Source organism: Paraburkholderia sp. CNPSo 3274, from assembly GCF_024206475.1.
GTDB lineage: Bacteria > Pseudomonadota > Gammaproteobacteria > Burkholderiales > Burkholderiaceae > Paraburkholderia.
On the sequence record NZ_JAMBPR010000087.1, the window covers coordinates 1 to 19847 of the forward strand.

Below are 19847 nucleotides of genomic sequence, written 5' to 3' on the forward strand. Positions count from 1 at the left end.
TGAAGGGCCGGAGCGCCGCCACAGTGGAGCGGCTAGGCCTTTAAGGCCGACCAGCGAACGGTGGCCGACGGTTCGAACTACAGCCGGTCTTGGCTGGCCCTAGCCAGCATCAGCCAGCATGCGGCGGCTGGCCCGCGAAACGCGGCGCAGGCGCGCCGTTGGGATGGCCATCGGGGTGGCGGTGATGGCCGGCATTCGCATTCGCATTGGCGTTGGCGTTCGCGTTGCGGTTCGGCGCGGGCGGCGGACGATGGGCAGCGGTGTGCGCCGGAGGATGCCCGCCCGGCTGCGGCCGGTAGCCATGCGGCGGCGTGCCGTGCGGCTGCATCGTCACGCGCACGCGCTGGGGCTCGGGCATGCGCGCGTGCTGCATCGGCAGATGGCCTTCGTTGTGCGCCATCACGACGCGCAATTCCGCGCGGCGGTGCAGGACTTCGCCGCGCAGGTCGCCGCGCCCGTAGTAGCGGCGCTGGCGGTGGCCGTCCGCTCCCACGATCCAGATATACGTGCTGCCGCCGGCGTAGACCACGTCGCGGTCGAGCACGACCGAAACGTAGGCGTCGTACGGCTGTGGCACGTAAACGGGTTGCGCGACGACGACAGGCGGCGGCGGGGGAGCGACGACCACGGTCGTGGGGCGCGCGGGTGCGGTGGCGACGCGGGGGCTTGAGACGCAGCCGCTGATCAGCAGGGTTGCGGCCAGGGTTCCGAACAAGACAGATGCAGATGGCAGAGCGCGTGGTTTCGCGTGCAAGCGGGACTCCGGAATGAGGGGTTGCTGGTCCCGTGTGTTAACGGCAAATGCCCGAGGCGCTTGAGCAAGCGCCCCTCGATGCGCGACCTCCATCGCGCCCAGCCATCCGTTTTTCGCATACCAGCGTTTCCAATTTGTGATTTTACGATGGCATATCGGCTTCCTATACTCGCCCGGAAAACGTACCGATGAAGTACCGATTCCGGAGACAGCCCCGCCATGAACGCCCCAGACCGTGCCGCCGTAGAAGCTGCATCGCTAGCCGCATCCGTTTCGCTCGACGACAAATACACACTGGAAAAAGGCCGCGTGTACATCAGCGGCACGCAGGCGCTGGTGCGCCTGCCCATGCTGCAAAAGGCGCGCGACCGCAAGGCCGGCTTGAATACCGCGGGCTTCATCTCCGGCTATCGCGGCTCGCCGCTCGGCGCGCTCGACCAGTCGCTCTGGAAGGCGAAAAAGCACCTCCAGGCGCACGACGTCGTGTTCCAGCCCGGCGTGAACGAGGACCTCGCCGCCACCGCCGTGTGGGGCACGCAGCAGATCAATCTCTGGCCCGGCGCGCAGCGCGACGGCGTGTTCGGCATGTGGTACGGCAAGGGCCCCGGCGTCGACCGCACCGGCGACGTGTTCAAGCACGCCAACTCCGCGGGCAGCGACGCGCGCGGCGGCGTGCTCGTGCTCGCCGGCGACGACCATGCCGCGAAGTCGTCCTCGGTCGCGCACCAGTCCGAACACGCGCTCATCGCGGCGGGCATTCCCGTGCTCTATCCCGCGAACGTGCAGGAATATCTCGACTACGGTTTGCACGGCTGGGCCATGAGCCGCTACTCGGGCTTGTGGGTCGCCATGAAGTGCGTGACCGACGTGATCGAATCGACTGCGTCGATCGACCTCGACCCGGATCGCGTGGAAATCGTCACGCCCGCCGACTACACCGTGCCCGAAGGCGGACTCAATATCCGCTGGCCCGACACGCCGCTCTCTCAGGAAGCGCGCCTGCTCGACGAGAAGTGGTACGCCGCGCTCGCCTATGTGCGCGCGAACCGCCTGAACCGCGTGGTGATCGATTCGCCGCGTGCACGCTTTGGCATCATGACCGCGGGCAAGGCGTATCTCGACGTGCGCCAGGCGCTCACCGACCTCGGCCTCGACGACGAAACCTGCGCGCAGATCGGCGTGCGCGTGCTCAAGGTGGGCTGTGTGTGGCCGCTCGACGCGCAGGACGCGCGCGGCTTCGCTACCGGGCTCGAAGAAATTCTCGTGGTGGAGGAAAAGCGCCAGATTCTCGAATACGCGCTCAAGGAAGAGCTATACAACTGGCGCGAAGACGTGCGCCCCAAGATCTACGGCAAATTCGACGAGCGCGACAACGAAGGTGGCGAATGGTCGGTGCCGCGCGGCAACTGGCTGCTGCCCGCGCACTACGAACTCTCGCCCGCGCTGATCGCCAAGGCCATTGCGCGGCGTCTCGCGCGCGCCGACGTGCCCGAGGAAGTTCGCGCGCGCATGCTCGCGCGCGTGGCGATCATCGAGGCGAAGGAGCGCGAAGCGGCCAAGCCGCGCGTGACGGTGGAGCGCAAGCCGTGGTTTTGCTCGGGCTGTCCGCACAATACCTCGACGAACGTGCCCGAAGGCTCGCGTGCGCTGGCGGGCATTGGCTGCCACTACATGTCGATGTGGATGGACCGCAAGACCGAAACGTTCAGCCAGATGGGCGGTGAGGGCGTGGCGTGGCTCGGCCAGATGCACTTCTCGGGTGACAAGCACGTGTTCGTGAATCTCGGCGATGGCACGTACTTTCACTCAGGACTGCTGGCGATTCGCGCAGCCATCGCATCGAACGCCAACATCACCTACAAGATTCTCTACAACGACGCGGTGGCGATGACGGGTGGCCAGCCCGTGGACGGCGTGCTCACCGTGCCGCAGATCGCGCATCAGGTGCATGCCGAAGGGGCGAAGCGCATCGTCATCGTCACGGATGAGCCGCAAAAATACGACTCGGGTATCGTATTGCCGGCAGGCGTGGATGTTCACCATCGTGACCAGCTCGATAGCGTGCAGCGCACGTTGCGCGACATGGCCGGCACCACCGTGCTGATCTACGACCAGACCTGCGCCACCGAAAAGCGCCGTCGCCGCAAGCGCGGCGCCTATCCCGACCCGGCGCGCCGCGCGTTCATCAACGACGCCGTGTGCGAGGGCTGCGGCGACTGCTCGGTGCAATCGAACTGTCTTTCCGTCGAGCCGCTCGACACGCCACTCGGCACGAAGCGCAAGATCAACCAGTCGTCGTGCAACAAGGACTTCTCGTGCGTGAAGGGCTTTTGCCCGAGCTTCGTGACGGCCGAGGGCGCGCAGTTGCGCAAGCCGCGCGCGGCGAATGTGTCCAGCGCCGCATCGATCGACTTCGACGCGTTGCCCATGCCTGTGCTCCCGCAACTGGCGAAGCCTTACGGCATTCTCGTGACGGGCGTGGGCGGCACGGGTGTCGTAACCATCGGCGGCCTGATCGGCATGGCCGCGCATCTTGCGGGCAAGGGCGTGACCGTACTCGACATGGCCGGGCTCGCGCAAAAGGGCGGCGCCGTGCTGAGCCACGTGCAGGTGGCGGCGACGCCCGCCGCTTTGCACGCCACGCGGATCGCCACGGGCGAGGCGCGCCTTGTGATCGGCTGCGATGCGATCGTCTCCGCTTCGGGCGACGTGCTCTCGCGCACCCAGCATGGCGTGACGGTCGCGGCGATCAACAGCGGCGCGACGCCGACTGCGGAATTCGTCAAGAATCCCAAGTGGACGTTCCCGGGCGCGCAAACCGAGGCTGAACTGCGCGCGAGCATCGGCGAGGGATGTGCGTTCGTGGACGCCAATGCGCTCGCGCTGGCCTTGCTCGGCGACACGATCTACAGCAATCCGCTGTTGCTGGGCTATGCGTGGCAAAAGGGCTGGCTGCCGCTCGAACTCGCGCATCTGCGTCGTGCGATCGAACTCAACGCCGTGGCCGTGGAGAAGAACCAGCAGGCGTTCAACTGGGGGCGCTACGTCGCGCAGCATGGCGAGGCGGTCGTGCGCGCACTCACCAAAACGCCGGCGGAACCGCAAGCTATCGTTCTGCGGATGCCCGAATCGCTCGATAAGGTGATTGGCGCGCGTGAAGCGTTGCTCACCGCGTATCAGAACACCGCCTATGCGGAGCAATATCGCCGCGTGGTCGAGCGCATTCGCGTGAAAGAGACCGAGCTTGGCGGCGACGCGAAGCTGCCGCTCACGCGCGCCGTTGCCGTGAATCTCGCGAAGCTCATGGCCTATAAGGACGAATACGAGGTCGCGCGTCTTTATGCCGATCCTGCGTATCTGCAGAAGCTGCGCGAGCAGTTCGAAGGCGAGCCGGGACGCGACTACAAGCTGAACTTCTGGCTCGCGCCGCCGCTGTTCGCGACGCGCGACGAGCACGGTCATCTCGTGAAGCGCCGTTTCGGTCCGTGGGTGCTGCCGGCGTTGCGCACGCTGGCCCGCATGAAGGGGCTGCGCGGCACGGCGTTCGACGTGTTCGGCAAGACCGAAGAACGTCGCGACGAACGCCGCTCGATTGCGCAATACGTGGCGCTCGTGGACGAATTCTGCGCGAGCCTCGACGCGCAGCGCCTGCCCGCCGCGCTGCAGCTTGCGGCGCTGCCCGACGAGATTCGCGGCTTCGGCCACGTCAAGGCGCGCAATCTCGCTGCGGCCGGGAAAAAGAAGGAGCGCCTGCTGGCCGACTACCGCGCGCCCGCTGCGAAGCGCGCCACGGCGTAAGAAGCCATCGAGCGATCAGGGGAGCAAGCGCCTGCCGATCAACCGCGGCAGGCGCAGCGCGAACCCGCTCACGAGCCGCAGATGCATTCCCGCGAGCAGCAGGTTGTCGCGCACGTAGTTGAAATGCGAGACGCCGCCTTCATCGGCGCCGAAGTAGCGCACCGGCGCTTCGATCTGGATGGGCCGCACGCCGGCCCAGCACAGGCGCACGGCGGCTTCGGGATCGAAGTCGAAGCGGCGCATCCACGTCTGGCGCTGCATGATCGCCTTGAGCGGCGCGATGGGGTACACGCGAAAGCCGTAAAGTGAATCGCCGATGCCGGCCCACAGCGTCTCGAAGTCGGCGAAGAAGTTCGAGAGGCGTCGTCCCTGCACGCGCAGTTGCGGCGCGCTCGCGTCGAACTTCGGCAGGCCCAGCACCATGGCTTCGGGCTCGGCCTGCGAGGCGGCCATGAATTCGGGAATCAGCGCGGCGGGGTGCTGGCCGTCAGAGTCCATCGTCAGCACGTGAGTGAAGCCACGCGCCGCGGCGGCTTCGAGCCCCGCGAGCACCGCGCCGCCCTTGCCCCGGTTGGCGGGCAGCACGATGACATGCAGGCCGGGGTCGTCGTTGGCCATGGCCTGCAGGCGCGCGGCGCTGCCGTCCGTGCTGCCGTCCACCACGACCCACACGGGGTTCCATTGCGCGCGTGCGCCGCGCACGGTCTCGTCGAGCTTGGCGCCAGGGTTGTAGCTCGGGATCAGGACGAGATGCGTGGACGAAGGCGTGGACATGGCAGCGGGCGCTTCTACAGCGAGAGACCCTGAAAAAATTTTAGGTCGCGCCGCTGCGCGCGCATAACCGCCCGGCCGAACGTCCGGCGCATCGCGCGCGGGGACTTCGTAACCGGATGCTTCGGCGCTCGCGCCCGTGCTCGTGCCGGGCGCGGAGCGCGACTGCCGCTTTGCGTCGAAGGGTTGCACAGACACTCGTATTTCCTCAGAGGATGCAGCAGCGGAAAACGCGCCGCGTGTTCAGGCCAGGCCGCCGTTGATCGAGAGCACTTGCCCTGTCACGTAGGCGGCCGCGTCGGACACCAGGTACGCCACCATGGCCGCGACTTCCGCGGGCTGGCCGGCGCGCTGCGCGGGCACGAGCTGCTTGATGCGCTCGACGGGAAACGCGTGCTCCGCCATGGGCGAAGCGATGATACCGGGCGCCACGGCGTTCACGGTGATGCCGCGCGAAGCCAGTTCCAGCGAGAGCGATTTCGTCGCGCCGATCAGCCCGGCTTTCGCGGCCGCGTAGTTCGCCTGGCCGCGATTGCCCATCACGCCTGCGAGCGAGGCGATATTGACGATGCGCCCGCGGCGCGTGCGGATCATCGGCATGAGCAGCGGCTGCGTCACGTTGAAAAAGCCGTTGAGCGAGACGTCGATCACGCGGCGCCATTGCTCTCGCCTCATGCCCACCAGTGGCGCGTCGTCGTGAATGCCCGCGTTGTTCACCAGGATCTGCACGGGCGCGTCTTCGACGAGACGTGCGAGCGCGGTTTCGGTTGCGTCGGCGTCGGTCACGTCGAAGGCAATGGCGTGCGCGCTGCCGCCCGCCGCGACGATGCGCTGCGCGACGGCCTCGGCCTCTGCCAGACGCCGGTTCGCATGCACCCAGACCTCGTGGCCGGCTTGCGCGAGCGCGACGCTTATGGCCTGCCCGAGTGCGCCGCTGCCGCCTGTCACGAGTGCACGCATGGGTTTTCCTCCATCAATCCTGGCTAGCGCCGGCAGTCACGGCACCGCGCGCAGCGCACGTTAGCGCACGCGGTGCGCCGCGACATAGGCGGCAAGCGTACCGAGCGTCGCGAAGATCTTTTCGTTTTCCGGATTGTCCGAGCGCAGCTCGAAGCCGTACTTCTTCGAGATCAGCAGCGCAATTTCCAGAATGTCGATCGAGTCGAGCCCGAGGCCTTCGCCGTAGAGCGGGGTGTCGGCGCTCACTTCGTCGAGCGAGACATCTTCGAGATTCAGCTCTTTCACGATCTGCGTGGCGAGCTCTTGTTCCAGTGCGTTCATCATCCGTGGGCTCTCCGGGCGTGCGGGCCGAAAGCGCCGGCCGCCCGTTTTTAGGGTTCGTTTGATGTAAAAGTTACCAGGATTCTAAGTGAAGGGTATCGGTGCGTATACGGTGCTCCCGAGCGAAAGGGTTACAGAGGGTCGGTGCCAGGCGGCGCGCATATTCGGGATCGGAACGCGTGAGACGCTTGCGCGGCTTCGGGCCTGTCTGGATCGGACAAAAGCCTTGCCTGGCGCGATTCTGAACATTCAGTTACAAACCGGCGCCTGACAGGACAGGTGATCGGGTCCCGCCAATCTTAAAATGTGCGTGCCTGAACAAGCTTGCAAGAAACCGGCCCGATACTTGCGTTTCCTATGATGATTCGGGGCGCTTGCTTCACCCTACGATTCTCTTACGCCCTCATTTTCGATATTTGCCAGATGCCTTCTTCGCTCAGCCAGTCCGTCTTGGGTCGCACCGGGGCCGTTCGCCCGCTGGCGCCGTGCGCACGGCGGGTTGGCGCGCGCGTGCGCGGAGGCGGGCGATGAGCGCAGTGGCTGCGGCGGCGCGCGCGGCGCTTGGCGTGGCATTGGTGGCCGCCTGGCAAATTGGCGCGCACTACGCGGTGGCGACGCCGGGCGCGCACGGCTTTGGCCTTGCCATGGCGCTCGTGCCCCCGCTCGCGATCGCGCTGGCCGCCGCCGCGCGCTCGCCGCGCCGGGTGTGGCTGCTGCCGCTCTGGGCGCTCGTGGTGCTCGCGCTGTGGTTCATGCGCACGCCGCTTGCTTTTCACTTTGAATGGGGACTGTATCTGGAGCATGTGAGCTTCAACCTCGCGATGGCGCTGCTGTTCGGGCGCACGCTGGCGGCGGGGCGCGTGCCGCTTTGCACGCAGTTCGCGTCGATGATCCACGGCGGCGCGCTCACGCCAGCCGTCGCGCGCTATACGCGCCAGATCACGCTCGCGTGGACGCTCTTTTTCATCGCGATTGCCGGCGTTTCGACGCTGATGTTCGCGGTTGCACCGATCGTCGCGTGGTCGACGTTCGCCAACTATCTGGCGTTGCCGCTCGTGGCGGTGATGTTCGTCGCCGAGCACGCATGCAGGCGTTTCGTGCTGCCTGGCGAGCCGAATGCCGGCATGCTCGACGCGATTCGCGCTTACAGGCAGACAACCGGGCAGACGACACAGGCGCACGCGGAGCATTCCTGATCATGGATGCCGCTCGCCAGCCCGAGGCCAAGCAGGGAACAACGCAGGAATCCGTATTGACTGAAGTTATGCAGACTCATCCGCTCGTTTTTCATACGTCGCCCGACCAGCTCATTGCCTGGCGCGACGGCGCGCCCGTCACGGTGCGCGCTTTCCTCGCCGATGTCACGCGTGTGGCCGCGGCGCTGCCGGCGGGCGGCCACGTGTTCAACGTCTGCCGCGACCGCTACCGCTTCACCGTGGGCCTGTGCGCAGCGCTCGTGTCCGGCCGCATCAGCCTGCTGCCCTCCACACAGACGCCGGAGACGGTGCGCCAGCTCGCCTCGTTCGCCCCCGACGCGTTCTGCCTGCACGACGCGACCGATTGCGCGATCGACCTGCCGCGTTTCGCCTGGCCCGAAGCACAGCAAGATGCGGGCGGGGACGCGCCGTTCGTCGTCCCGCAGATCGACGCCTCGCGCATCATGGCCTACGTGTTCACGTCGGGGTCCACCGGCGCGCCGGTGCCGCATGGCAAGACGTGGGGCGCGCTCGTGGCGGGCGTGCGCGTGTCGGCCGAGCGCTTGGGCCTGCTGGACGCGCACGACTGCACGATCGTCGGCACGGTTCCACCGCAGCACATGTACGGTTTCGAAGTGACCGTGCTGCTCCCGTTGATTGGCGGCTTCGCGTTCAGCAACCGGCTGCCGTTCTATCCCGTCGATATCCGCGACGAACTCGAAGCGGTGCCGCACCCGCGCGTGCTCGTCACCTCGCCAATCCATCTGCGCGCGCTGCTCGCCACCGGTCATGCGCTGCCGCCGGCCGAGCTGCTGCTCTCCGCCACCGCGCCGCTCTCGGAAAAGCTCGCGCTCGAAGCGGAAGGGCGCCTGAAGGCGCCGCTCATCGAAATCTACGGCAGCACCGAAACCGGCCAGATCGCGACGCGCCGCACCGCGAAGGGGGCAGCGTGGCAACTGTTCCCGAAGGTTCGCTTCGAAGCGCGCGAAAGCGCGCACCAGGACGACGAAGGCCCGACGATGTGGGTATCGGGCGGCCACGTGGAAGAGCCGGTACCGATGGGCGACGCCATCGAACTGCTCGACGCGCAGCGTTTCTTGTTGCACGGGCGCAAGGCAGACCTCATCAACATCGCGGGCAAACGGACCTCGCTCGCCTACCTCAACCATCAGCTCAACGCGATTCCAGGCGTGGTGGACGGCGTGTTCTTCATGCCCGATCACCTCGAGCACGATGCGCGCACGGGCCACGACGTCGTGCAGCGCCTCGTCGCGCTCGTGGTCGCGCCCACGCTGTCGCTCGCCGATCTGCAGCGCGCGCTGCGCGAGCGCATCGATCGCGCGTTTCTGCCGCGTCCGCTCGTGTTCGTCGATTCCCTGCCGCGCAACGACACCGGCAAGCTGCCGCACGACGTGCTCGCGGCGTTCGTCGTGCTGCATACGCGCGGCGGCCTCGTGCCCGCCGAGAAGGACGCGGGCGACGGTTTGTCCAAACCCGCGTCCACGCTTTCGTTCACGATTCCCGCCGATCATCCCGCGCTGCCTGGCCACTTCCCGGGTCACCCGATCGTGCCCGGCGTCGTGCTGCTCGATCACGCCATCGACGCGATCGGCGACGCGCTGAACCGGCCGTTCACCACGTTCAAGCTCAGCGCCGCGAAATTCCTGAGTCCGGCCGCGCCCGGCGAAACACTCGACCTCGCCTGGGACCCGGCGGCGAGCGGCGCGATCCGCTTCACGCTGCGCGCGGGCGCGCGCGATGTCGCGAGCGGCGTCATCAGTGACGAAACCGCTGACGCACTCAGCGCCGAACCGCTCACGCGCGCGAGCGCGCAAACCGGAGCGCGGCCATGACGAAGCGCACCGACTGGGCGAACCAGCAGGAGCGCAGCAACACGCTGCTCCTGCGCGTCATGACGTGGCTCTCGCTGCGCCTGGGCCGCCGCGCGGGCCGCGCGCTGCTGCATTTGATCGCGCTGTATTTCGTGCTGTTTTCGCCGCGCGCGTGCACGGCCTCGCGCGACTACCTGCGCCGCGTGCTGGGCCGCCCGGCGCACTGGCGCGACGTCTACCGCCACGTGTTCACGTTCGCTTCGACGATCCACGACCGCATCTATCTGGCGAACGCGCGCTTCGACATGTTCGATATCCGCCCGCACGGTCATACGCTCGTGGACGAGACGCTCGCCAAGGGGCGCGGCGTGTTCCTGATGGGCGCGCACCTCGGCAGCTTCGAGATCGTGCGCGCGCTCGGCCGCACGAGGCCCGACTTGCGCGTGGTCGTGACGATGTACGAAGAGAACGCGCAGAAGATCAACGCGACGCTCGCCGCCGTGAATCCCGCGGCGAAGCCCGAAGTGATCGGGCTCGGCCAGGTCGGCTCGATGTTGAAAGTGCACGAACGTCTCGACCAGAACTGCATGGTGGGCATGCTCGCGGATCGCACACTGCTCGCCGACAACGCAGCCACCATGCGGCGTATGGCGTTTCTCGGCGAGCCGGCGGCGTTCCCGCTCGGGCCGCTCTACATGGCCGCGATGCTCAAGCGTCCGGTGCTCTTCATGACGGGCCTCTATCGCGGCGGCAATCGCTACGACGTGCACTTCGAAACGCTGGCGGACTTCACCGACGTGCCGCGCGAGGCGCGCCAGCACGCCATCGACGCGGCGCTCGTGCGCTACGTCACGCTGCTCGACCGCTATTGCCGCATGGCGCCGTATAACTGGTTCAACTACTACGATTTCTGGCAGGGCGGCATGCAGGGCGCGAAGGTTGGCGCACCCGCACCCGCACCGGCAAGCGCTGCGCCCCGTGCGCCGGCGCCGGCGCCGGCGCCGGTGCGCCGCCGCGAGACGCGCCCCCATGCCGAACTTCCCGTGCGCGAGGTGACCGACGCATGAGCGCGATCCGCCGTTCCGCACCTTTGCGCGCGCGCTGCATGCGTGCGCTGGCGAGCGCCGCATTCCTCGCCGCTTTCATCGTGACGGCGGCCGCGCCTGTCGTGCAGGCACAGGCTGCCGAATCCGCGCAACCCGCCTGGACGCTCGACCGCCTGATGTCCACGCTCGCGCAGCACAAGTCCGGCCGCGCGAGCTTCACCGAGACGAAGTACCTCTCGATCGCCACTCAGCCCGTGGAGTCGTCGGGAGAGCTCGTGTTCGTCGCGCCCGATCATCTGGAAAAGATCACGCAGAATCCGAAGCCCGAGCACCTCATGGTGGACGGCGACATGTTGACCGTGCAGCGCGAGAACCACAAATACACGCTGGCGCTCGCGCGCTATCCAGAGCTGGGCGCGTTCATCGAGAGCATCCGTGCGACGCTCGCGGGCAACCGCTTCGCCCTGGAGCAGGTGTACAAGGTCGCGCTCACGGGTGAGGGCGACGACTGGACGCTCACGCTCACGCCGCTCGACTCGCGCATGCGCAAGGTGGTGAGCACGATCACGATAGACGGCACGCGCGACGCAATGCGCAGCGTCGCGATCCAGCAGGCAGACGGCGATCATTCGGTGATGCGCCTGCACGCCCTTTCCGCGGATGCGAACTGATGGACCCGCGCGCCCATCCGTTCCTTGCGCGCGGTTTCGCGCTCATGCGGCGCCGCGCCGTTGCGGTGTGGCTGGTGTGTCTCGTCGCGTGCGCGGTGGCGATCGGCCGTGCGAATTTCACCGCCGATCTCTCGGCGTTTCTGCCGCGCTCGCCGAGTCCCACGCAGCAAGTGCTCGTCGATCAATTGCGCGACGGCCTGGCTTCCCGACTCATTCTTATCGGCATCGACGGCGGGTACGAGAGCACGCGCGCCGCGCTTTCGCGCCGTGTGGCGGCGAGCTTGCGCGCCGACCCGCAATTCGTGGCGATTCACAACGGCTCGGGCCAGAACGACGCGCGCGACGAGCAGTTCATGTTCACGCACCGCTATGTGCTGAGCCCCGCGGTCACGCCGCAACACTTCACGGAGCAAGGGCTGCACGAGGCGCTGGGCGAGAGCCTCGATCTGCTGACCTCGTCGGCGGGGCTGGTTGCCAAGGACCTGCTGCCGAGCGACCCCACAGGCGAGGTGACAGCGATGGTCGGCCAGCTCGACAGCGCGGCGCAGCCTGAGAGCCGCGGCGGCGTATGGGCCTCGCGCGACGGCCGGCGCGCCGTGCTCGTCGCGCAAACGGTGGCCGCCGGCTCCGACACCGACGCCCAGGCGCACGCCATCGACGCCGTGCGAGCCGCCTTTGCGGCCGCTACGCGTACCTTGCCCAATGCTTCGGCCTACCAGGTATCGCTGACAGGGCCGGGTGTGTTCGCAGTCGCCACGCGCGACGCCATTCGCCACGACGTGGAACGCCTCTCCACCCTCAGCCTCGTGCTGATCGTCGCGCTGCTGCTCACGCTGTACCGCTCGCCGCGCACGCTGGCGCTCGGGCTCTTGCCGGTGTTCTCGGGCGTGGCGGCGGGCATCGCCACGGTTTCGCTCGTGTTTGGCACGGTGCACGGCTTGACGCTCGGCTTCGGCACGACGCTGATGGGCGAGGCCGTGGACTACTCGATCTATCTGTTCGTGCAGTCGTCGCAGGGCGGCCCCCGCGGCGCACCGCAGGGCCGCGAGACGATGCGTGCATGGCTTGCCGCTTACTGGCCGACCATCCGCCTTGGCGTGCTCACCTCGGTGTGCGGCTTCGCGACGATGCTGTTCTCGGGCTTCCCCGGCCTCGTGCAACTCGGGCTCTATTCGATCGCGGGGCTCGTGAGCGCTGCACTCGTCACGCGCTTCGTGCTGCCGCAGCTGTGCGGCGGAGCAGTCGCGATTCGCGATGTTTCGCGCATCGGCGCGGCGCTCGCACGGCTCGCGCACGCCGCGCCGCGTCTGCGTTGGCCGCTCGCGGCGCTCGTGCTCGCCGCGGTGGCGTCGCTCTGGCTGCATCGCGACGACCTCTGGAGCCACGAGCTTTCCTCCTTGAGCCCCGTGCCCGCTGCGAGCCAGGCGCTCGACACGCGCCTGCGCGCGGACGTGGGCGCGCCCGACGTGCGCTATCTCGTGGTGATTCCGGCCGCGAGCGAGCAGGCCGCGCTCGAAGGCGCGGAGAAGGTCGGCGCGCAGTTGCAGCCGCTCGTCGACCGTGGCGTGCTGGGCGGCTTCGAGAGCCCCGCGCGCTACCTGCCGAGCGACGCCACGCAGCGTGCGCGCCTCGCGAGCCTGCCCGGTAAGGACGTGCTCGCGGCGCGCCTGGAAGAGGCGATCAAGAACCAGCCGGTGGACGTGAGGCCCGACGCCTTCGCGCCGTTCCTCGCCGACGTCGAGGCGGCGCGCAACGCGCCACTCGTCACGCGCGTGGACCTCAAGGGCACGTCGATGGCGCTCGCCGTCGATGCGCTCCTGACGCAGCGCGACGGTCAATGGACCGCCATGCTCGCCTTGCGCGCGCCGCGCAATTCACAGGGCGCACAGGGCGCACAGGGCGCACAGGCCGCGCCGGCCGTGAATACGCCAAGCCTCAACGCCGGCTCGGTGAGTGACGCCGTCGCCCGTGCGAACGTCCCGGGCGCGCTCTTCGTCGACTTGAAGGCCGAAGCCGACCGCATGTACGTGGACTATGTGCACGAAGACATTCGCCTCTCGCTCGCGGGTTTCGTCGTCATCGTCGTGCTGCTGGCGCTCGCGCTGCGCTCGTTCTCGCGCGCGGCGCGTGCGCTCGCGCCGCTCGTCGCGGCGGTGCTGGTCGTGGCGGCGGGATTTGCGCTGGCGGGCGTATCGCTCACCATTCTGCACCTGATCGGCATGCTGCTCATCGTCGCGGTGGGCTCGAACTATGCGCTGTTCTTTTGCAAGCGCGACGACGAAGCGGGCATCACGCCGCGCACGCTCGTCTCGCTGCTGATCGCCAATCTCGCAACGGTGGCGGGCTTCGGTCTGCTCTCGCTGTCTCATGTACCGCTGCTCGAAACGTTCGGGCTGACGGTCGGGCCGGGCGCGATGCTCGCGCTCGTATTCGCGGCAATTCTCGCGCCGCCGCTCGTGCGCAGCAGCGACGAGGCGCACGTGGCCGCCGATACGCCCGAGCAACGGCGGCCCGCTCGCCCGCGCACCGAACGCGCACAGATGAGCCACCCGCACGGAGGCCGCGCATGAACTCGGCTTCGTTGCCGTCTACGCGTGTGACGCCCGCGTCCGCCACGGCGCGCCGCTGGAAGCCGTCGCCCTTCATGTGCGGCGCGGCGGCGCTGCACGCGGGCGCGGCCGCCGCCCTGGTCGCGCAGCCGCACGCGTGGCCATGGGCCGCGGGCAGCGTGGTGGCCTCGCATCTCGCGCTCACCGCCGCGGGGCTGTGGCCGCGCAGCGCGCTGCTCGGCCCGAACTGGACGCGCCTGCCCGAACACGCGGGGCAGCGCATCGCGCTCACCATCGACGATGGTCCGGACCCCGAAGTGACTCCGCACGTGCTCGACCTGCTTGATCGTTTCGATGCGCGCGCAACGTTCTTCTGCATCGGCGAGCTGGCGCAACGCTACCCGCATCTGGTCGAAGCGATCGTGGCGCGCGGCCATGCCGTCGAGAACCATAGCCAGCGCCATCGGCATACGTTTTCGCTCTCGGGGCCGCTCGTGATGAAGCGCGAGATCGAGGCGGCGCAGCGCACGCTCAGCGAAATCGCGGGTATGCCGCCGCGCTTTTTTCGTGCACCGGCGGGCCTGCGCAATCCGTTCCTCGAGCCGGTGCTGTGCGGCCTCGGCCTGCACCTCGCGAGCTGGACGCGGCGCGGCTTCGACACGTGCGCGAAAGACGCCGGCGCGGTCGCATACCGCTTGCTCGATGGCCTGGCTGCCCGCGATATCGTGCTCGTGCACGACGGCCACGCCGCGCGCGACGCGCGCGGCAAGCCGCTCGTGCTCGAGGTGCTGCCGCCGCTCATGCGCGCCGCCGCCGAACGCGAGCTGCAGTGGACCACACTGCGCGCGTGCCTCGACGGCGAGTCCGGTCAACCCTGATTCCACCGCTGCGCCAACGGAACGACTGACGTGAAACCACTCATCCTTTCGCATTTCACCGCTACCAGCTGCCTCGGGCGCGGGCTCGAGGCGACGCTCGACGCGCTGCGCGGCAAGCGCGGGGGCCTCGCGCGCTGCGACTTCGCGCGCGCGGACCTCGATACGTGGATAGGCGAGGTGGCGGGCCTCGAAAGCGAGACGCTGCGCGCCGATCTCGCGGACTACGCGTGCCGCAACCACCGTCTCGCGCAGATTGGCTTCACGCAGGACGGTTTCGCCGAACACATTCAGGCCGCCGTCACACGTTATGGCGCCGAGCGCGTGGGCGTGTTCGTCGGCACCAGCACCTCGGGCATTCTCGAAACCGAAAACGCCTACCGGCAGCGGGATCTGGAAAGCGGCGCGCTCAAGCCGGGCTTCCATTACGCACAGACGCACAACCCGTTCGCGCTGGCCTCGTTCGTGCGCGCGTACTTCGGCCTGCGCGGGCCGGCCACTTCGATTTCTTCCGCCTGTTCTTCGGGCGCGAAGGTGTTCGGCTCCGCGCGCCGCATGATCGAAGCGGGGCTGATCGATGCGGCCGTGGTGGGCGGCGTCGATTCTCTCTGCTTGACGACGCTGTACGGTTTCAACTCGCTCGAACTGCTTTCGCGCGATCCGTGCCGCCCGTTCGACGTGAACCGCAACGGTATTTCGATTGGCGAGGCCGCGGCGTTCGCCTTCCTGGAGCGCACGCCCGACACGCTGGACGACGACGCCATCCTGCTGCTCGGCGTGGGCGAATCGAGCGACGCGCATCACATGTCGACGCCGCATCCCGAAGGGCTCGGCGCGCGTGCCGCGATGGCGCAGGCGCTTTCGACCGCGGGCGTGGCCGCAAGCGAAATCGGCTACATCAATCTGCATGGCACGGCCACGCCGAGCAACGACGTGGCCGAAAGCCGCGCGCTCAACGCGCTGTTCGAGCGCACGCCGTGCAGTTCGACCAAGGGCGCGACGGGGCATACGCTCGGCGCGGCGGGCGCGCTCGAAGCCGTGATCGCGGCGCTCGCGCTGCGCCACCGCTTCGTGCCCGCCGGCGTCAACACCACGCAGCCCGACGCCACGCTCGGCCTCGACTACGTGCTGGAAAGCCGCGAGGCGCAAGTCGGTGCCGCGCTCAGCAATTCATTCGGTTTTGGCGGCACGAACTGCAGCCTCCTGTTCGGCCGCGCGGACCGCGCACATCACGGATGACCGCCATGAGACTTTCCGCATTCATCGAAAGCGTCGGCGTGATTGGCCCGGGCCTCGCCAACTGGCCGCAGACGGCCGACGTGCTCGCCGCGCGCACGCCATACGCAAGCGCACGCACGGTGCTGCCGCCGCCGGAGGGGCTGCCGGCGGCAGAGCGCCGCCGCACCGGGGCCGTCGTCAAGACCGCGCTCGCCGTGGGCCACGAAGCTGTCGCGGCGAGCGGCCGCGACGCGACGACGCTTGCCGCCGTGTTCGCGGCCTCGGGTGGAGATGGTCAGAACTGCCACATAATCTGCGACGCGCTTGCCGGTGACGACCGCCTGCTTTCGCCCACGCGTTTTCACAACTCGGTGCATAACGCGCCCGCGGGCTACTGGAGCATCGCCACGCGCGACCGGGCCACATCGAACGTGCTGTGCGCGCACGACGGCAGCTTCGCGGCGGGGCTGCTCGAAAGCGCATGCCAGGTGGCCGTGGATGGCGTGCCCACCTTGCTGATCGCCTACGACGCCGAGTATCCCGAGCCGCTGCACGCGTTGCGTCCAGTGGCCGATGCCTTCGGCGTCGCGCTCGTGCTCGCGCCGCAGGCGAGCGCGACGACGCTCGCGCGCCTCGACGTGACGCTCACTGAAGCGCTCGCGACGCCGCTGGCTTCGCCCGAACTCGAAGCGCTGCGCACGAACAATCCCGCCGCGCGCGTGCTGCCGTTGCTCGAAGCGCTCGCGTGCATGGACGAATCCGGCCAGCCTGCGAGCGTGGTCATCGACTACATGCCTGAGCTGCGCGTGCAAATCGACGTCACGCCCCTGGACGCGTCTGGGGAGGGCGCATGACGACGCAAGCCGCCCTGCCGGGTACGCTCGCGGACGTGATCGCGAACGCCGCGACGACCGTGCAGCTCGACCACGCATGGATCGCGGCGCGCATCCCGCACAGCGGCGCGATGTGCCTGCTAGACGCGGTACAGGCGTGGGACGAAACGCGTATCCGCTGCGTGGCGACCAGCCATCGCGATCCGCACAATCCGCTGCGCTCGCGCGGCCGCCTCGCGGCGCTGTGCGGCGTGGAGTACGCGGCGCAGGCCATGGCGGTGCATGGCGCGTTACTTGGCGCACTGGACAGCGCAGCGGCGGGCCGCCCGCGCGTGGGTTTTCTGGCGAGCGTGCGCAACGTGGTGGCGCATATCGAGCGGCTCGACACGCTCGCCGCGCCGCTCGCGATCGAAGCCGAGCGCGTGAGCGGCAGCGGCAACACGATCCTCTATGGTTTTACGGTGCGCGGCGAGGGCCGCGTGCTGCTTACGGGACGCGCGGCGGTCATGCTCGACGCGTCCGCAGTCATTCGATGACAATACAAAAGGGAGCCCGACGATGAAATCCAAACGGTTCATACTTGCCGCGCTCGTGCTGGGCATGGCCAGCTCGATGGCGCACGCCGACCTTCACGAGGTGAAGGAGAACATCAAGCACGACTCGAAGGAAGCGGCCACGAAAACCGGCCACGCCGCGCGCGATTTCGGCCACGCCACGGCGCACGCGGCGAAGACGGTGGGCCACGGCATCGCGCATGTGTCGCGCGAAGGCTACGAGGCCACCAAGCGCGCGACCAAGCGCGTGTTCCACAAGGACGGCAGCGGCGAAAGCAGCGAAAAGAGCCAGGCGTAAGGCGTTTTTTGCCATGTGCCGGCGCGCGTAGGCGTTTACCCTCGCGGTGCCAACGCTCCGCGCACGCACGTCCACCCGCCGCGCCTTCCCGTCCGCGCCCTGTTATCCGGCTCGCCGCCGGCCCCGCGCCTTTCCCCCCAACGCTTCAAGATAGCGCCGCCCTTGCCGTTAATGCAGGGGCGGCGTAGTGGCTCGCCTGACGGCGGCCGGTTTGCCGCGCACCACACTTGAGATCGAGCCGGCCGCGGGCGCTACGTTGCACCACACGCGCCGCGGCAACAAGAGGGGAAGAAGGTATGGTCTATTCCCCGGCGGCGGGAGCGTTCGGCGCAGCGGGATCACGAGGCGGTCAGTCGGAGGTGTCGAAAGAATCGGACGGGGCAACCCACGGGGCCGATGAAGCGCTCGCACAGGAGCGCAGCGTATTGCGGCTGGTGTCGCGCAGCATGCCGCTGCCGGAACTGCTGGCGGAGGTCTGCTGCCGCGCCGAGCGGCTGCTGGGCGCGGGCGCGAACTGCGCGATCCTGCGACTGGACGGCGACGGCCGGCGCCTGCGCATCGGCAGCGCGCCGTCCTTCGTCTCGCTCGCCTTGACCGTTTCGACCGTTTGCTCCGCTTGTTCGAGGGCGACGGCGTTTTTCTGATCGAGAACCGCCTTTACGGCGCTCGCGGCTTTCTTCGTCGCCGGGACCGATTGAACGGCCTTGGTCGTTTTTGTTGCGGCAACGGTACGCGTCGCGTGCTTGTTCGCGGCCTTCTTTGCCGGGGCCTTGCTGGCGGGCTTGTTCGCAGCAGCGTTACGGATTGCGTTAGCGGTTTTTGCGGTGGTCTTGGTCGTTGCCATTTGTTTCGTACTCCAGATAATTAACTTGAGGAGTCGCTACTTTGAGGTGGACCACCCGGAGAGTTCGGCGAGACGGTTGTCGGCGATCAGGTAGGCGCGACGCTGCGCGTCGCTCCAACCTGTACAGTCGATAACGGGAATCGTCCTCTCGGGGATCGGCGTACCGTCGGGCAGGCGTATCGTTTGTCCTGCCTCGTAGAGCTTGCGTACGCCGAGGACGCGTCCGTGACCGGCAACGACGCCCTGCGCGTCGGCGAGGACGGGACTCGTAAAGCCCCACTCGGCAATGGACGCCGCGATACGCGCGACGTTCGCCTCGTCGTGCAGGCGTGGATTGATCGCGCTCGGGATCAGCGTATCGAGCGGAACGAAGGCGATCTGCCGTCCCGCCGCCTCGGTGCGTGAGTGACGCATGCCACACCTCACGGGTCGGACGAAGCGATGCGCGCGCGAGACGCGCGGGCATGGCAACAGGCGTAATGGTAGTCCGTTCGGCGCGCCGATTCACTACGCATAGAGTGATTGCGGCTTGACACTTGTTAACGATGCGATGTCGCGTAATGGAGCGACCATGCGGTAAATTCGGACGTGCCGCCAGCAGTACGGCGGCTTAGCTTTGGCAGCCTGAGAGTCGTGTTCCGCTCATCCGCAAGGGTAGGTGGTGACCGGTGCGCGTCCTTCGTGAAAACGACGGACGAGCGGCTGCCTTTGCTCGTCTATGGTTGTTCTTCCATAGGCGGGCCCTGGTGGGGAGACCTTCGGGTCTGCCGGTTCGTCACGACACCGGCTCGCCAACCCCGTTATGTGCCCGCGCACTGCGCTTTGTCGCTCAGTGCGCGGGCCTGTCTCCAGGACCCGCCTCCATGATCGACGACGATCTCACCGTGCCCGTTCCGGGCGCGACCCTGCATAACCTCCTCCGCGATCACGATCATCTTCAGAGCCTGGCCATGCTGGCGGTCAGTCATGCCGATACGCGCTTGCAGGACATTCAACGGCTGCGGTGTCTGATGCGCCTCGCGATCCGGCCCGGTCCGAACGAAACGCGGGAGGACGTGCTCGCCATGCTTGAGCAGATTGCCGAACGCCTGGAGGCGCGCGCCCGCGATGACGCGGCACTCCTTACCACCGCCTTGCGCCATCACGAGCAGCGGAGCTGGCCGTTTCCTGCGCGCGATCCTCTCGCACCTCTCCGGCGTCACTAGATTCGCTGAGCCCAATACCACTAAATTTCATCGCGAAAAATAGGATAAATCTGATTTGTCATTTGTTGACAAAATCCGTTGATAAATACAGACATTCCAGTTCGATTCGATTGACGTATTTT

At 67.7% G+C, this 19847-nt stretch carries 18 protein-coding genes; 13 read left to right on the forward strand and 5 right to left on the reverse strand.

The annotated features are described in order from the left end of the window. Window positions 1-109: 109 nt before the first annotated feature. Window positions 110-715, reverse strand: coding sequence for a hypothetical protein (locus M3I54_RS37395; protein ID WP_254344820.1), 606 nt, complete (start codon window positions 713-715; stop codon window positions 110-112). Between the two features lie 258 nt (window positions 716-973). Between M3I54_RS37395 and M3I54_RS37400 the strand changes: the two genes are divergently transcribed. After that, window positions 974-4552, forward strand: a complete 3579-nt coding sequence (locus tag M3I54_RS37400) for an indolepyruvate ferredoxin oxidoreductase family protein (RefSeq protein ID WP_254344823.1) — start codon at window positions 974-976, stop codon at window positions 4550-4552. A 15-nt stretch (window positions 4553-4567) separates the two neighbouring features. On the opposite strand, the gene M3I54_RS37405 is transcribed toward M3I54_RS37400, so the two are convergent. From M3I54_RS37405 to M3I54_RS37415, 3 genes are all read right to left on the reverse strand, one after another. Further along, the gene (locus M3I54_RS37405) at window positions 4568-5326 is read right to left on the reverse strand and encodes a glycosyltransferase family 2 protein (RefSeq protein ID WP_254344860.1); all 759 of its coding nucleotides are present in this window, start codon (window positions 5324-5326) and stop codon (window positions 4568-4570) included. 240 nt (window positions 5327-5566) lie between these two features. After that, window positions 5567-6283 (reverse strand): 3-oxoacyl-ACP reductase FabG, encoded by a 717-nt coding sequence (fabG, locus tag M3I54_RS37410; protein ID WP_254344825.1) that lies wholly within the window; start codon window positions 6281-6283, stop codon window positions 5567-5569. 60 nt (window positions 6284-6343) lie between these two features. After that, a complete protein-coding gene (locus M3I54_RS37415; protein ID WP_254344862.1) occupies window positions 6344-6604 on the reverse strand; it encodes a phosphopantetheine-binding protein in 261 nt (86 codons plus the stop codon). Between the two features lie 527 nt (window positions 6605-7131). Between M3I54_RS37415 and M3I54_RS37420 the strand changes: the two genes are divergently transcribed. From M3I54_RS37420 to M3I54_RS45505, 11 genes are all read left to right on the forward strand, one after another. Then, complete coding sequence (locus M3I54_RS37420; protein WP_254344834.1) at window positions 7132-7800, forward strand: hypothetical protein; 669 nt, start codon at window positions 7132-7134, stop codon at window positions 7798-7800. A gap of 68 nt (window positions 7801-7868) precedes the next feature. After that, window positions 7869-9653, forward strand: a complete 1785-nt coding sequence (locus M3I54_RS37425) for an AMP-binding protein (protein WP_254344864.1) — start codon at window positions 7869-7871, stop codon at window positions 9651-9653. Then, window positions 9650-10699 carry an acyl-CoA synthetase gene (locus M3I54_RS37430; protein ID WP_375542281.1) on the forward strand — a complete coding sequence of 350 codons (1050 nt, stop codon included), beginning with the start codon at window positions 9650-9652 and terminating at the stop codon, window positions 10697-10699. The genes M3I54_RS37425 and M3I54_RS37430 overlap by 4 nt, the downstream gene beginning before the upstream one ends. Continuing rightward, entirely contained in the window at window positions 10696-11349 is a 654-nt protein-coding gene (locus M3I54_RS37435; RefSeq protein WP_254344836.1) for an outer membrane lipoprotein carrier protein LolA, read from the forward strand. The genes M3I54_RS37430 and M3I54_RS37435 overlap by 4 nt, the downstream gene beginning before the upstream one ends. Beyond that, window positions 11349-13919 carry an MMPL family transporter gene (locus M3I54_RS37440; protein ID WP_254344838.1) on the forward strand — a complete coding sequence of 857 codons (2571 nt, stop codon included), beginning with the start codon at window positions 11349-11351 and terminating at the stop codon, window positions 13917-13919. Before M3I54_RS37435 ends, M3I54_RS37440 begins: the two co-directional genes overlap by 1 nt. Beyond that, on the forward strand, window positions 13916-14776 hold the full coding sequence (locus tag M3I54_RS37445) for a polysaccharide deacetylase family protein (protein ID WP_254344840.1): 861 nt from the start codon (window positions 13916-13918) through the stop codon (window positions 14774-14776). The genes M3I54_RS37440 and M3I54_RS37445 overlap by 4 nt, the downstream gene beginning before the upstream one ends. Before the next feature lie 30 nt (window positions 14777-14806). Further along, a complete protein-coding gene (locus M3I54_RS37450) occupies window positions 14807-16012 on the forward strand; it encodes a beta-ketoacyl-[acyl-carrier-protein] synthase family protein (RefSeq protein WP_254344841.1) in 1206 nt (401 codons plus the stop codon). Between the two features lie 5 nt (window positions 16013-16017). Continuing rightward, the gene (locus tag M3I54_RS37455; protein WP_254344843.1) at window positions 16018-16845 is read left to right on the forward strand and encodes a beta-ketoacyl synthase chain length factor; all 828 of its coding nucleotides are present in this window, start codon (window positions 16018-16020) and stop codon (window positions 16843-16845) included. Beyond that, complete coding sequence (locus M3I54_RS37460; RefSeq protein ID WP_254344846.1) at window positions 16842-17360, forward strand: hotdog family protein; 519 nt, start codon at window positions 16842-16844, stop codon at window positions 17358-17360. The genes M3I54_RS37455 and M3I54_RS37460 overlap by 4 nt, the downstream gene beginning before the upstream one ends. Window positions 17361-17382: 22 nt before the next feature. After that, a complete protein-coding gene (locus tag M3I54_RS37465; protein WP_254344849.1) occupies window positions 17383-17676 on the forward strand; it encodes a hypothetical protein in 294 nt (97 codons plus the stop codon). Between the two features lie 296 nt (window positions 17677-17972). Then, on the forward strand, window positions 17973-18320 hold the full coding sequence (locus M3I54_RS45505; protein ID WP_302059303.1) for a hypothetical protein: 348 nt from the start codon (window positions 17973-17975) through the stop codon (window positions 18318-18320). Between the two features lie 236 nt (window positions 18321-18556). Here the strand turns inward: M3I54_RS45505 and M3I54_RS37475 are convergent, their stop codons facing one another. Continuing rightward, a complete protein-coding gene (locus M3I54_RS37475; protein WP_254344851.1) occupies window positions 18557-18934 on the reverse strand; it encodes a ParB/Srx family N-terminal domain-containing protein in 378 nt (125 codons plus the stop codon). 449 nt (window positions 18935-19383) lie between these two features. Here M3I54_RS37475 and M3I54_RS37480 point away from each other — a divergent pair, with 449 nt between their 5' ends. Then, entirely contained in the window at window positions 19384-19725 is a 342-nt protein-coding gene (locus M3I54_RS37480) for a hypothetical protein (RefSeq protein ID WP_254344852.1), read from the forward strand. The last annotated feature ends 122 nt before the right edge of the window (window positions 19726-19847 follow it).